The 13843-nt window shown below is 57.6% G+C and carries 10 protein-coding genes; all 10 read left to right on the forward strand.

What is annotated here, in order from left to right; translation table 11 throughout:
* The 10 genes from RBT76_14270 (at position 1) to RBT76_14315 (ending at position 13637) form a co-directional block, all read left to right on the forward strand.
* Positions 1 to 774, forward strand: coding sequence for an undecaprenyl-diphosphate phosphatase (locus RBT76_14270; GenBank protein ID MDX9858949.1), 774 nt, complete (start codon positions 1 to 3; stop codon positions 772 to 774).
* The gene (locus RBT76_14275) at positions 775 to 2346 is read left to right on the forward strand and encodes an HAD-IIIA family hydrolase (protein MDX9858950.1); all 1572 of its coding nucleotides are present in this window, start codon (positions 775 to 777) and stop codon (positions 2344 to 2346) included. It abuts the gene before it with no gap.
* Positions 2343 to 3332 carry an AmmeMemoRadiSam system radical SAM enzyme gene (amrS, locus tag RBT76_14280; protein MDX9858951.1) on the forward strand — a complete coding sequence of 330 codons (990 nt, stop codon included), beginning with the start codon at positions 2343 to 2345 and terminating at the stop codon, positions 3330 to 3332. The genes RBT76_14275 and amrS overlap by 4 nt, the downstream gene beginning before the upstream one ends.
* A 156-nt stretch (positions 3333 to 3488) precedes the next feature.
* Positions 3489 to 6305 (forward strand): hypothetical protein, encoded by a 2817-nt coding sequence (locus RBT76_14285; protein ID MDX9858952.1) that lies wholly within the window; start codon positions 3489 to 3491, stop codon positions 6303 to 6305.
* Complete coding sequence (locus tag RBT76_14290; protein MDX9858953.1) at positions 6305 to 7483, forward strand: PQQ-binding-like beta-propeller repeat protein; 1179 nt, start codon at positions 6305 to 6307, stop codon at positions 7481 to 7483. The genes RBT76_14285 and RBT76_14290 overlap by 1 nt, the downstream gene beginning before the upstream one ends.
* Before the next feature lie 34 nt (positions 7484 to 7517).
* Positions 7518 to 9644, forward strand: a complete 2127-nt coding sequence (locus RBT76_14295) for a HEAT repeat domain-containing protein (protein MDX9858954.1) — start codon at positions 7518 to 7520, stop codon at positions 9642 to 9644.
* 30 nt (positions 9645 to 9674) lie between these two features.
* Complete coding sequence (locus RBT76_14300) at positions 9675 to 9866, forward strand: hypothetical protein (GenBank protein ID MDX9858955.1); 192 nt, start codon at positions 9675 to 9677, stop codon at positions 9864 to 9866.
* Between the two features lie 17 nt (positions 9867 to 9883).
* On the forward strand, positions 9884 to 10318 hold the full coding sequence (locus RBT76_14305; protein ID MDX9858956.1) for an Hsp20/alpha crystallin family protein: 435 nt from the start codon (positions 9884 to 9886) through the stop codon (positions 10316 to 10318).
* 105 nt (positions 10319 to 10423) lie between these two features.
* Positions 10424 to 12340 (forward strand): molecular chaperone DnaK, encoded by a 1917-nt coding sequence (gene dnaK, locus RBT76_14310; protein MDX9858957.1) that lies wholly within the window; start codon positions 10424 to 10426, stop codon positions 12338 to 12340.
* Between the two features lie 307 nt (positions 12341 to 12647).
* A complete protein-coding gene (locus RBT76_14315; GenBank protein MDX9858958.1) occupies positions 12648 to 13637 on the forward strand; it encodes a DnaJ C-terminal domain-containing protein in 990 nt (329 codons plus the stop codon).
* The last annotated feature ends 206 nt before the right edge of the window (positions 13638 to 13843 follow it).

Consider the following 13843-nt stretch of genomic DNA (forward strand, 5'->3'; position numbering starts at 1 on the left):
ATGAGCTATCTTGACGCCATCCTGCTCGGCATTTTGCAGGGATTGACTGAGTTTTTACCGGTATCCTCATCCGGTCACCTCGTTATCGCGCAAGCGCTGCTTGGCGTCAGTGATCCCGGTGTGACTTTCGAAGTGCTCGCCCACCTGGGAACGCTTTTTTCTGTGGTCGTGTATTTCCGTCGTCGAATCACCCGCCTGATCCAATCTCTGTACACACCGTCGATGCTGGAAGAACGCCGCATGCTGCTTCTGCTCATTATTGGTTCGATACCGGCAGGACTTGCCGGTATATTGTTCAAGGACTTTTTTGAGGCCGCCTTCAACGATCCGCTGTCGACCGCTGCCATGCTCTTTGTTACCGGCGCCATTTTGCTTGCCACGAGATTCGTTCATAAGGGAGACAAATCGGTGCAGTGGTTATCGGCGCTTATCATGGGTGCAGGTCAGGCCTGCGCTATACTCCCGGGCATTTCTCGCTCCGGGTCGACAATCGCCGCCGGCATGTTTGTCGGCGTGAATCCCGCACTTGCTGCGGAGTTTTCCTTCCTTATGGCCATTCCGGCGATTGCAGGCGCGGCCGTGCTCCAAATCGGCGACGTGCTGACGGCCGATTCCGCTCACCTCTTACCCTATCTGCTTGGAACCGTCTTGTCGTTTCTGACCGGACTCGTTGCCGTGTACGCCGTTCTTGCAACGATTCGCAGGGGAGCATTTGACTACTTCGCCTATTATTGCTTTGCCGCCGGTGCGCTTGCTCTGTATCTTTTTCTGTAAATGAACGAACGCATTCTGGTTATCAGATTCTCGTCACTCGGCGATATTCTGCTCACAACGCCGGTGATCGTCAACCTGCGCATCGCCTTCCCGCACGGGCACATCGTGTTCCTCACAAAGGAATCGTTTCGTCCGGTGGTAGAGCTGTTCGATGGCGTGGACGAGATTGCGACTATACCCGATCACGCGTCGGTTGCCGCGTTGTACGGCTCGTTAATGCGACTTGACTCGCGTTCGTACACGCACGTAGTTGATCTGCACGGCAATCAACGGTCGTGGTTGGCTCGGAAGGTGATTTCGGCCGATCAAACGGCTGTTTATCCCAAGCGCCGACTGGAGAGGCGTCGAATGGTGAGTCGACGTCATAAGCAAATTCCTGCGCATATCCCACACACCATCGATCTGTACAATCAGGCACTAGTGTCCCTGGGTGTCTCGGTGCACGCTCGTCGGCCGATCCTGTCGACGGAGCGGATAGCTCGGCATGGGACCGGCCATCATCCCCGTGTATTGGTCGCCCCCGGTGCAGCCCATCCCCCAAAGCAGTGGGGATTGGAACGATTCCGCGACACCGCCGTCGAGATGCAACGACGGCACGGTGCATCCATCGTGTGGGCCGTGACACAGGACATTCGGCCAACATGGCAGATCGGTGATTACATACCGACAACCCACCTGGTCGAGTGCGTTGATTGTCCGATTCCGGATTTGGCCGCCGAACTCGCCACGTGCGATCTTGCGGTCGCCAACGACTCCGGGATCGCACATCTATCATCGGCAGTCGGCACGCCTGTGGCGGCGTTGTTCGGTCCCACTCACACCGCCCTTGGTTTTGCCCCCCGGGGATTGCTCGACCGCGTCATTGATGTGGACGAGTGGTGCCGGCCCTGTTCTCTGCACGGCCGAACGCCCTGTTTCCGCGATGAGCAATACTGCTTCACGCGGCTGTCCGTGGATGGTGTAGTAAATGAACTGACTCAGATGCTGGAACACGCACGGAATCTGCGCCCCGCCCTCTTTGTTGATCGCGACGGTACGGTCATCGTGGAGAAGGAGTTCCCGTCTGATCCGGACAGCGTCGAGCTGGAGCGCGGCGCGGCGAAGGCGCTTCGCACGGCGCGGTCGCTGGGTTATCGAATTGTCGTCGTCTCCAACCAGTCCGGTGTGGCGCGCGGCTATTTCACCACTGAGACTGTGGAGATCGTAAACGCACGCATGCGCGAATTGCTGTCAGCCGAACACGTTGATGTCGACGGTGTATATTACTGCCCATTTCACAAAGATGGCGCCGTTCGTGAGTATGCAACCGACGCCGACTGCCGGAAACCGTCGCCCGGCATGCCCGAGCAAGCTGCATCGGAGCTAGGTATCGATTTGAGGCGCTCTGTGGTCGTCGGCGACCGCGAGAGCGATGTATTCCTGGGCAAAACCATTGGCGCCCGTTCCTTTCTCGTGCGTACCGGATACGGCAGGGAAGCCGAAAAGCGCCTTTTCGGAGCCCTGCCGCCGCACAGCGTATTCGACGATCTCGCCGCTGTAACCGACTATCTGGCGCGGGAGCGAGAGCCATGATTAGACCTGCCGCGTACTGGGAAGAAACACAGTCCGGACTCGTGCGGTGCCTGCTGTGTCCGGCTAATTGCCGTATGAAAGAGGGCCAGCAAGGTATCTGCCGCAGCCGGTACAACCGACATGGGGAGCTGGTTACTGACAACTATGGCGAGCTGGTTACACTCGCGGTCGATCCGATCGAAAAAAAGCCGCTATACCATTTCTATCCCGGCTCCACAATTCTGTCCACTGGAGCCAACTGCTGCAACCTCGGATGCCGCCACTGCCAGAACTGGTCAATTTCACAGGTGCGTACACGCACCACCTATTGTCCGCCGGAGCAGCTTGCCCTGCTGGCGCATGAACACGACTCTGTCGGTGTGGCCTTCACGTACACGGAACCCATGGTCTGGTTCGAGTACATCCGCGATACGGCGCCGTTGCTTCGCGAGAACGGCAAGAAGGTGGTACTTGTATCCAACGGGTATATCAATCCGGCCCCGCTTGCGGAGTTGATCCCCCTGGTCGACGCCGCCAACATCGACCTGAAGGGAATGCGTCCGGATTTCTATCGCCGCATTTGCAGAGGCAGACTTGAACCGGTGCTGGACACCATCCGGGCAATGTCTGAGGCCGGGGTACATCTTGAAATCACCAATTTGGTCATACCGGGGTACAATGACTCCGACCACGATTTCGGCGCCCTGACTGATTTCATTATCTCGGTGAATCCGCGGATCCCGTTGCACTTTTCGGCCTATCATCCGGACTACCAGTTCGACGCGCCGCCCACCCCGAAAAACACCCTGCGGCGTGCCTTCGATTTGGCGCGAAAGAGCCTGGCGTACGTATTTGTCGGTAATCTTTCCGTTGAGGGAACGTCCGACAGCCACTGCCCTTCGTGCGGTGCGGTTCTGATCGAACGCTCCGGCTTCCGCGCGCGCAAACGCTCGCTTCGCGCCGGACGCTGCCTTGAATGCGGCGCAGAAACCGGTATTATTGAATAGCTAAGTGATCGGCGCTCCTTGTCCGACAACAGAATAACAGGACCGGTGGAGGCCCGGAGCGGCCCCGCATGGTCTTTCCAAATGGACAAAACCAGAAACTGATTCGTCGTTACGAGTGTTACCGATACGGACCTCACCACAGGAGCCAGTGACCGTATGAGCGGCCATCCAGGCACAGCATTCGTTCTCTTCCTGAACCGAACGCTGGTCGTCGGCATCTTCATCCTGACCGTTGCTCTGTTTGCCGGGCCGGCCCGGGCCCAGTTCTACTTCGGAAAGAACAAGGTCAATTACACTCATTTCGACTGGCAGGTCATGACCACCGAGCATTTCCACATCTATTTTTATACTGAAGGGGCGGAAATAGCAAAGATCGCCGCGTACGAAGCCGAAAAGTCCTATCGGGAACTGGCGATCGAGTTCGGCCATGAAGTGGACGAGTACATTCCCCTGATCATATACAGCGCCCCCAACTATTTTTCGCAAACCAATATCCTTCCCCAGTTGATACCGGAAGAAGTGGCCGGTTTCACCGAGTTCCTCAAGGGACGAGTTGTCGTGCCGTTCCACGGTTCTTACCACGATTTCGCTCACGTCATTCGTCATGAACTCGTGCATGTGTTCACGCTGTCGAAACTGAGCGCTGTCGTGGACCGGCAGGCCCGCATCCGTTACAGCTATCCGCCGCTGTGGTTCACCGAAGGTATCGCGGAGTACTGGTCCAAGCGGTGGGACACCGAAGCGGATATGATCGTGAAAGACATGGTCGTGACCGGCAACCTGCCGACGATCGACCAGCTCTGGATCGTGCACGGCACGTATTTCATGTACAAGCTCGGCGAGTCGATTTGCACCTTCATCGACACCACGTACGGTGAGGACAAATTGCTTCTGCTCTTCGAGAACTGGCATCGGGGACGATCCTTCGATGAAGTGGTTAAGGTGACGCTGGGTGAAGATCTCAACGAGGTCTCGCGCAAATGGGAGTATTCGCTGAAAAAGCGCTACTTCCCGGAGATATCCGATCTTGATCTTCCCAAAATGGAAGCTGAAAGGCTCACGCCCGATGGATATGCCGTGGAAGGCGTGCCCATACGCTGGGATGATGGCCACGGGGAACAGGATTGGATAGTCTTCAAGGCCAACCGCGTCGGTTACAGCGGCATCTACATGAAACCCGCGCGCAAAGACAAAAACGGCATAAAGACGCTCGTGAAGGGCGAGCGCTCCGCCCAGTTTGAGTCCCTGTACCTCCTTCGCTCAGGTATCGATGCCTCCAGAAACGGCAAGATTGTCTTTTCTTCGAAGTCTCGCGAGCGGGACGTTATCAACATCTACGATCTCAGAGAAGGAAAAGTGACGAATCGATATGGCTTCGACCACCTCGTCGCCGCCCGTTCGCCGCGATTCTCACCCGATGGAAGGCACGTGGTCTTTTCCGGTATGGAGATGTCGGGGTTCTCCGATCTCTATCTGCTCGACCTTGGTTCCGGTGATCTGACTCCGCTGACGGACGATGTATACTACGACATCGATCCAGCCTTTACGCCCGACGGCTCCGCAATTGTCTTTTCGTCGGATCGGTGTGCCGACGGGCACGCTGGAGCTCTCAATCTCTACAGGCTAGAATTGTCTACACGCTCACTGACACAGCTTACGTTTGGCCCGTTCAAGGACCAGTCTCCCGAAATCACCGCACACGGAATTTACTTCTCGTCTGATCGCGAGGGGTCTTTCAATCTTTTCCTGCTTGAGTCCAACGGCGTACTGACGCGCCAGTCCACGTATATCACGGGTGCCTTCGATCCCCGCCTGTCTCCCGACGGCAAGTACCTGACGTTTACCGGGTATCAGGATGCGGCGTTCCAGATCTACCGGATGAAACTGACGACCGAACCCGAACCGGTCACTCACACTATCGCTCCCGGTATTGCGCAGTGGGCGCCCAAAACGATCGATCAGAAGTACAGCGCGTCCTCGATCAAGTATGATACCGAGTATTCGTTCGACATCGCGCAGTCAATGGTCGTATATGATCCCGTCTACGGATCGGCGGGCGGTCTGCAGGTTGCCCTCAGCGACATCCTCGGCAACCACATTTACTACCTGCTCCTGACGAACACGGCCGAGACCAAAGATGAGATCCTGTCGTCGTTCAACGTCGGTCTCACCTATATCAACCAGGAACGACAGCTCAACTGGGGGCTGGGCGCGATTCACCTCTACGACGAGTACTACAACGATTTCGACCAGTATTATGATGAGCGCCAGGCGGGCCTGATCGGATTTCTCAGTTACCCCGTGTCCAAGTTTCAGCGGATCGAATACACGAACTACGCCCGTTACTCGAAGAAGGAACGTCGCTTTGGGCTGCGTGACCGGGAAGGCTTCCTGGTTACGAACTATCTCCGCTGGGTATACGACAACTCCTTCTGGGATATTTCGGGACCGATTGAGGGCCGACGCTACAACGTGACGGTGGGCCTGACGACATCACTTACCGAAGGTCGCAATTATAACCGGCAGGCACTGGTGGACATCCGCCATTACTTCCGGCTCGGGCGCGTGTCAGCATATGCCAACCGGCTTTTTGCGTTTACGTCCTCGGGTCTCGAGCCGCAGCGGATCTATTTCGGCGGCAGCTGGTCCTTCCGTGGTTACGATCGGCGGCAATGGTACGCGCGCAACGTCCTGTTTATGTCCAACGAACTGCGCTTTCCCTTGATCGACAATCTCTACATCGGTTTCCCGATCGGCGGGCTGGGCTTTCGTGGAATCCGCGGCGCGCTCTTTTTCGATTCCGGCTCAGCCTGGGACGACAAGCTCGACCAGTGGTATGGATCAATGGGTTTCGGATTTCGGGTGAGTCTCGGCTACGTCCTGCTGCTTCGCTTTGACTTCGCCCGGACAACGGACTTTGAGACCATCAGCCCCGACTGGGATTTCGATTTCTTCTTCGGATGGAATTTCTGATGACGCGCGTACGTATTGTCCTGGCCCTTGCCGTAATTGCGCTGGCCGGCTGCAGCGGCAGATACACGCTGGATAGGGAACATCTGAACGAGCCCGCCCCGTGGCCGTTTTTCAGAGGTCATGCCGACGCGTCGGGTGCGGTCGACGGCGCCTTCAATGGCCGTCTCTCGGTGGTCTGGCAGCACCGCACCAACGGCAAACCGGCGGGACCTCTGACAGTCTACTACGGAACGCTGGTGTACCCCGGCACCCGCAAGAAAGTGGAGTTTTTCGACATCGCCACGGGTGATCTTTTGGGCAAGCTTAAATCCGGCGGATATACGCAGGCCGGAATGGTCATGTCAGATTCTCTTGGATTCTACCTCCTGGACGCCAGGAAACACCGCCTGCAGGCCGTCAATCTGCTCAACCATGACGACCTCTGGCAGCTCCCTGTAAAGGAAGCTGCAGGCGGGACGATACTAGTCAATAATAGCCTGATAATCGGATGCGCTTCAGGCCAGGTGCTGGCGGTAGACCCAGCCGACGGTTCCACCCGATGGCAGACTGAAACCGGCTCCCGGGTCAGTGTCCCGCCATCGGCCGGTCACGGGCTGATCTTTCAGCCGGTCGGCCAGAATCAGATCGTCGCCCTGGACGCTGCCGATGGCAGCGAGCGTTACCGCGTGACGTTGCCGTCCCCGGTCGCCGCGCCGGTTGCAGTCGGCAGTGTGGTCGTAGCAGCCGACATCGGCGGGACCGTTACGGCAATAGTGCCTTCCGACGGCTCCGTTGTCTGGAGGCAGGATGTCGGCCACCCGATCTGGGCCGCGCCGGCTGTGTCCGAGACGTCCGTAATTGTCGGTACCAACGGCGGTGATGTAGTCGCTCTCGATCCGGCGACCGGAAAGATCCGCTGGCGCTATCATGTGTTGACCGTCGTACGGGCGGCCCCGCTGATTGCAGGCTCGTTTGTTGTGACCGCCACGATGGCCGGCGAGGTGTTTGTGCTGAACCGAACAACCGGCGACCTCGTCGACCGAGTCGCGCTCAAAGGCGCGGTGACGGCATCGCCGGTGACCGATGGTCGACGTGTTGTCGTCGCCACCGACAAAGGATACATAACCTGTTTCGGGGAAACCGATGAACACAAATCTCGTTCGGCCGACGCGCGAATCCACTCTCAGGACGGATCTTAACGAACTCGCCCACGCCCTGGTCCGGGAAACCGCCATGGCTGCGAAAAAGGTTGCGATCTACGGCGGGGACCACCCGGTTGCCGAAAAAGCCGTGGCCAAACCGTTCGTCTTCCTCAGCCAGGTCTTTCACTTCCGCCACTTCGTCAACATCAACCTCCAGAAGGGATATCTCCATCTGGCCAATATCCGGATAAAAGAGTCCGTGTTCACGGCCCAGTTGATTCAGTTGATGCAGATGCAGGAACTGCAGGCCATTCTGATTCGCGACTCAGTCACAAATCAGCAGTTCGGTATGTTCCTTGACCGTCTCGTGCATCGCTCGCCGTCGTACAGCGCCTCCGGCCGAATGGCCGATCAGCTTCGCAAGGACGGAATTGACAGTATCGAGGTGAATTCCGAGCGGGCGGTCCACATGTTCGAAGAACAGAAGCAGTATCGCGGCGACGTGGATGGCGACTTCAGCATACGGCGGCTCGCGCTTGATCAGGTTGGCGACGATATCCGGTTACTCGCACAGCTGCAGCATGCCGATTCCGATTCTCTGGTGCAGTACGGTATCGACTTCTTCCCGGAGATCGTCTCGTATGTGATCCCCGAGAAGATAATCGCGATGCCTGCATCCCGCCTTCAGCAGCAGTTGAGCCGCTGGGCGGTCGAGCTGAAAAGCGTCGATACGCCCGGACGCGACATGGAGCTGTCCCGCTTCATGTCGGTCATGCAGATGATCGAGCGTCACCCCGACCGGCAGGCTATCGTGGCTGACATGGATCAGGACGCCGTTCGATCCATCACCGGCAGCTCCGCGAAAGAGGACCGGTCAAGCGCTACCGGGCGAATCAAAATCGAGACGCGCACTCAGCTGGAGATTATCCTGGAAACGATTTTCACACCCGGCTCGCAGCGCTACGGATCGACGGAGTTCACCGACGCTTTCGAGCGGCTAACCCGCACCGGACAGCAGTCGACGGCCGTGGACACACTTAATTATCTCATCGACCGCATGACCGACACCAACCCCGACTTCCGCCAGCGGGCGCTCGATCTCGCTACCAGCGCAATCGAGGGTTTGTCGGCGATTACCGATAATGTCGTCCTCGAAAAATCCGTCGAGGCAATCGTCAGCCGCCTCGCCTCGCGCCAGGAAACGTATGAGTTCTCAGAACTGATCGGCACGGTATTCACCCGCTGCATGACGGAAGAACGATACGATCTCACGGCGTCGCTCACGCGCGAGATGGCGCGCCGGCGTCAGGTGACTGACGGCGTCACCGTCTACGACTCGATGGCCGTCAAAAAGGGATTCGCCAACATAAACCAGCCGGTCGCTATCAAACAACTGGTGGACGAAATCATGAAGTCGTCCAATCCCAGCCTCGACCGTGTCCGGGATACTATGGTTGCTATCGGCTCCGAGGAGATTGCCCTGTCGCTGGCCGAGATCATCGCCCATCCGATTCGTGCGATTCGCCAGCAGTCGCTGCGAATCCTGGCCGAACTCGGAAAGTCGTCGTTGCGGGTGTTTACCCGCATTCTGGTCGACGACTGCTGGTTCGAGCGCGAGCAGGGACGCCAGGAACTGCCGGACGCCAAGTGGTACGTCGTGAGAAACTCCATTTTCGTATTGGGGAACCTGAATGACCCCGAGGGGGTCGTGCCGCTCCGTCTGCGCCTCAGTGATCCCGATACCCGTGTCCGTCGCGAAATCATCCGCTCGCTCGAAAAGATCGGCGGGGAAGAGGCGATCGATTTGCTCGCCCTCATGGCTGAGGACCCTATCCGGACGGTCGCCGAAGCCGCCGTCATTGCGATCGGCGTCATTGGTGACCGCAATGCCGCGCCGATCCTCATCGATATCGTCCGACGAAACCCATCGGTCTCGGTCCGTGCCATCCTTGCACTCGGCAAAATCGGCGGCCCTGACGCGCGCGATTGGCTCACCAGATCACTTGCCGATGACGCCGGGCTGGGCGAACTGGTGGCCGGCAAAGTGGCCAAAGACGATGTCCGCGCAGCCATCGTACGCGCTCTCGGCTCTATCGGCGACAGTGATTCCATCGACTCGCTGAAACGATATCAGAGCACGCTCTCGGCTGCCCAGAGGATATTCTTTAAGAATTCACCGGTTCAGCAGGCCTTGGCCGAAGTCCTCTCTCGCCGGTAACTCCCAGTCCTATCAGACGATCATGCCTGAATGGCAGTACCGCGCCATTCAGGCATTTTTATATCTGCCAAAGGAATGCTCAATCATGTCATATTGGCAGATGAAGATATCGTCCTACCCGGCAATGTCCGCTATGTTGTTGGTAGGCAATCGAATAACGATCCTGGCATGGCTCCTGCTTATTTTATCCGCAGACAAAGACATGAAAAAACGAAAGAATAGAAAAAAGGAGATCAATCATGACTACCCTGATGCAGACTCAGCGCAACGGTCTCAGCCGTATGATCGATGACATGTTCGGTGACTTCGGCTTGACGACTGTCGTCTCTCGTCGCGCCCTGAACGGCTACCAGCCGTCCGTGAATATCATTGAAAGCGACAACGACGTTCGCCTGGTGTTCGAAGCCCCGGGCATGAAGAAAGAAGATTTCCGCGTCGTGATAAAAGACGGCAACCTTGTCGTCACAGGTGAGCGGTCGTTTGTAATCGACGATCAGAAAGATCGTGTGGTCCACCGCGAGTTCGGGGACAGCCGGTTTACCCGCTCCTTCACTCTCTCGGATCTGATCGACACGGACAGCGTGAAAGCCGACTACAGTCAGGGACTGCTGACCGTCACGCTGGCCAAGCGGGAAGAGGCCAGGCCGAGAGAAATCGAAATCTCTGTCAACTAAGTCAGGTGTCCCCTTCGAGGGTGCGCAGAACGTTTGGTGGAAGGCTGGTCGGCAACGGCCGGCCTTTTTTCACGCAAACAGTGATTGTGAAAAGGAGCAGAAGCTATGAATAGAATCATCGGAATTGACCTGGGGACCACCAACTCCGTAGTCGCGGTGATCGAGGGCAAAGAGCCGCAAGTCATCGCCAACTCGGAAGGGGGTCGTACGACGCCGTCGGTGGTCGCGATCGACAAAAACGGCGAACGCCTCGTTGGGGCGGTCGCCAAGCGCCAGGCGGTCACCAATCCGCTGAACACGATCTTCTCAGTCAAGCGACTCATGGGCAGGAAGTTCGACGAGGTCCGTGAGGAGATCAAAAACTTCCCGTACAAGGTGACCTCCAACGCGAACGGCGAACCGGTCGTCACGATGGGCGAAAAGCAGCAGACGCCGCAGGAAATCTCGGCGATGACTCTGGCCAAGATGAAGAAGACCGCCGAAGAATACCTCGGCCACGCGATCAAGGAAGCTGTTATCACCGTTCCTGCATACTTCAATGACCGCCAGCGGCAGGCCACCAAAGACGCCGGCCGGATCGCCGGACTCGAGGTCAAGCGTATCATTAACGAACCGACCGCGGCCGCCCTCGCCTACGGCCTCGACAGAAAGAAACACGGCAAGATTGCCGTGTACGATCTCGGCGGCGGTACGTTCGATATCTCGATTCTGGAGTTGTCGGAAGGAGTGTTCGAGGTGTTGTCGACCAACGGGGACACCCATCTGGGCGGCGACGATTTCGACAAGCGCATTATCGATTGGATGATCGATGAGTTCAGGAAATCCGACGGTATCGACCTGTCCAGAGACCCGATGGCACTCCAGCGCCTCAAAGAGGCCGCCGAGAAAGCCAAGATCGAACTGTCGTCCACGATGCAGACCCAACTCAACCTGCCGTTTATCACGGCCGACGCGAGCGGTCCGAAGCACCTGAACCTGTCCCTGTCCCGCTCGAAGTACGAGCAGCTCGTGGATGATTTGATCGAGCGGTCAATGACTCCCGTGCACGCCGCTCTTAAAGATGCGAAAGTCGATGTCACGGACATCGACGATGTCATCCTCGTGGGCGGTATGACTCGCATGCCGAGGATTGTCGAACGCGTCAAACAGTTCTTCGGGCGTGAACCGAACCGTTCCGTCAATCCTGACGAGGTTGTGGCGCTCGGCGCTGCAATCCAGGGCGGCGTGCTGGCCGGTGTGGTTGATGAAGTACTGCTGCTTGATGTCACCCCGCTGTCGCTCGGTATCGAAACGCTCGGTGGCGTGATGACCAAACTGATCGAGCGCAACACGACCATCCCGACCAAGAAGTCGCAGGTCTTCTCAACTGCTGCCGATAGCCAGACGCAGGTCGACATTCACGTCCTGCAGGGCGAGCGCGAAATGGCGATCGACAACAAGACCATCGGCCGCTTCATACTCGACGGCATCCCGCCGGCGCCTCGCGGTATACCGCAGATCGAAGTCACCTTTGACATCGACGCCAATGGTATCCTCAACGTTACTGCCAAAGACCAGGCGACCGGTAAGACACAAAACGTGCGGATCGAAGCTTCCTCCGGTCTGAGCGAGGCGGAGATCAATCGCATGGTCGACGATGCCAAAGCGCATGAATCCGAAGACAAGGAGAAGAAGCGTGCGGTCGAGACCCGCAACCAGGCTGACGCTCTTGTCTTTCAGTCCGAGAAACAGATGGTGGAATTCGGCGACAAACTCGACGTCGACAGCAAGGCGAAGATCGAAAGCGCGGCCGGTCGTCTAAAAGAAGCGCTCAAGGGAAGCGACCTGTCGGAAATTCAGTCCGCCACTGAAGCGCTTAACCAGCTCTGGCAGACAGCTTCGCAGACCATGTACCAGCGGGCCGCACATGAAGACTCGAAGTCAACCACTGACACCGGCGGACAGGCATATGACCAGGGCCGCAGCGGAGGTAACGGCGCCAGGGACGACGTCGTCGACGCCGAGTTCAAGGAAGTGAGCTAGCTGAAAATGTGGTGTCAGGCGACCCCGCCTGACACCACCAACCGATACCGTCGCTCTGAGACTGTCGATGGGCGAAAGACGATGTGATCGAATAGAACAACCGTGGTCGGGCGGCATATCGCCGCGCGGCGTCTGCAATCCATGTGATCGCCGCCCGACCAATGATAAATGCGATTGAACGAAGGACGAACGAACATTATTGTATAGATAGACGAGATTCGCAGGCTGAGGCTGCTTGCAGCCCGACACATGAACCGTCACCCCGAGCCCGCCTCGGCAGGTGAACGGGCGACGGAATGAACAACGCATGCGAAATCCCGTGGTGTTTTGCGACCACGTCCGAGACCACGATGAAAAGCAAAATGGACAGATGGCCAAAGACTTCTACGACATACTCGGCCTGAAAGAGACCGCCTCCGCGGCGGAGATCAAGAAGGCGTTTCGCACGTTGGCCAAGAAGTACCACCCGGACCGCAACAAGGGCGATGCGTCGGCTGAGGCGCGCTTCAAGGAGATCTCCGAGGCGTACGAGACTCTGTCCGACGAGAAAAAGCGTCGCGAATACGACACCCTCCGCAAGTACGGCGCGTTTGCCGGTCCCGGCGGAGGCGCCGGCGGATTCCAGGGCGCCCATTTTGATTTCAACGACCTGTTCGGCGGCGCCCAGCGCGGAGGACGGACCGGCTTTCGCTTCGGCGGTCAGGATTTTGGCGGTTTTGAAGACATCCTGTCGTCGATGTTCGGTGGTGGCGCGCGACCGTTCGGCAATGCCGGACCCGCACAGCGCGAGGGTATGCAGCGTGGCGCCGACGCCCACACGAGCGTCACTATCAGTTTTCCGGAATCGGTGTACGGCACCGAGCGGACTATCCGGCTCCGAGGGCGTCCCAAAAAACTATCAGTCAAAATCCCGGCCGGGATCGAAGACGGCGGCAAAATTCGCCTGCGCGGCCAGGGACATATGGGCGAATACGGCGGAAATAGCGGCGATTTAATAATAACGGTGAATGTCATGCCCGATCAGCACTTCGAACGCAAAGGCAACGATATCTACACGAAAGTCGAAATCGACTTCAATGAAGCGATTCTCGGCTGCAAAAAAGAAGTCAAGACCCTGACCAGGACGATTTCGGTGACCATTCCGCCGGGTACGCAGCCGGGCGCGAAACTGAGGCTGAAAGGACTGGGCCTTGCGGTCGGTGACCAAACGGGCGACCAGTATGTCGAGGTGCACGTCCGCATCCCGAAGAACATAACCGCCAAACAACGCGAGCTCCTGGAGCACTGGGGGGAGTAGGGTGGTGGAGTCCGAGAAGTTCTGTTTGTACTGCTATAGCAGAGATAATCTGAGAAACGAATTGTAGGGCGGGTCCGTCTCGATGTACGGTATCATGAGATAGGTAACATGTTCTGTCAGGACATTGGTTACACTTTTGGTGTATCCTGGGTTGAGGAGGAGCCAGGATATGCCGTGGAAGCGAACCAGCGTGGATGAAGAACGGA

Source organism: Candidatus Zixiibacteriota bacterium (genome assembly GCA_034003725.1).
GTDB lineage: Bacteria > Zixibacteria > MSB-5A5 > GN15 > FEB-12 > WJMS01.

What these genes read in the sequence shown, in the direction of transcription:
- RBT76_14305 (MDX9858956.1), top strand. Translation starts at nt 9,884, where the DNA reads ATGACTACCCTGATGCAGACTCAGCGCAACGGTCTCAGCCGTATGATC.
- dnaK (MDX9858957.1), top strand. Translation starts at nt 10,424, where the DNA reads ATGAATAGAATCATCGGAATTGACCTGGGGACCACCAACTCCGTAGTC.
- RBT76_14300 (MDX9858955.1), top strand. Translation starts at nt 9,675, where the DNA reads ATGGCAGTACCGCGCCATTCAGGCATTTTTATATCTGCCAAAGGAATG.
- RBT76_14270 (MDX9858949.1), top strand. Translation starts at nt 1, where the DNA reads ATGAGCTATCTTGACGCCATCCTGCTCGGCATTTTGCAGGGATTGACT.
- RBT76_14315 (MDX9858958.1), top strand. Translation starts at nt 12,648, where the DNA reads ATGCGAAATCCCGTGGTGTTTTGCGACCACGTCCGAGACCACGATGAA.
- RBT76_14275 (MDX9858950.1), top strand. Translation starts at nt 775, where the DNA reads ATGAACGAACGCATTCTGGTTATCAGATTCTCGTCACTCGGCGATATT.
- RBT76_14290 (MDX9858953.1), top strand. Translation starts at nt 6,305, where the DNA reads ATGACGCGCGTACGTATTGTCCTGGCCCTTGCCGTAATTGCGCTGGCC.
- amrS (MDX9858951.1), top strand. Translation starts at nt 2,343, where the DNA reads ATGATTAGACCTGCCGCGTACTGGGAAGAAACACAGTCCGGACTCGTG.
- RBT76_14295 (MDX9858954.1), top strand. Translation starts at nt 7,518, where the DNA reads ATGGCTGCGAAAAAGGTTGCGATCTACGGCGGGGACCACCCGGTTGCC.
- RBT76_14285 (MDX9858952.1), top strand. Translation starts at nt 3,489, where the DNA reads ATGAGCGGCCATCCAGGCACAGCATTCGTTCTCTTCCTGAACCGAACG.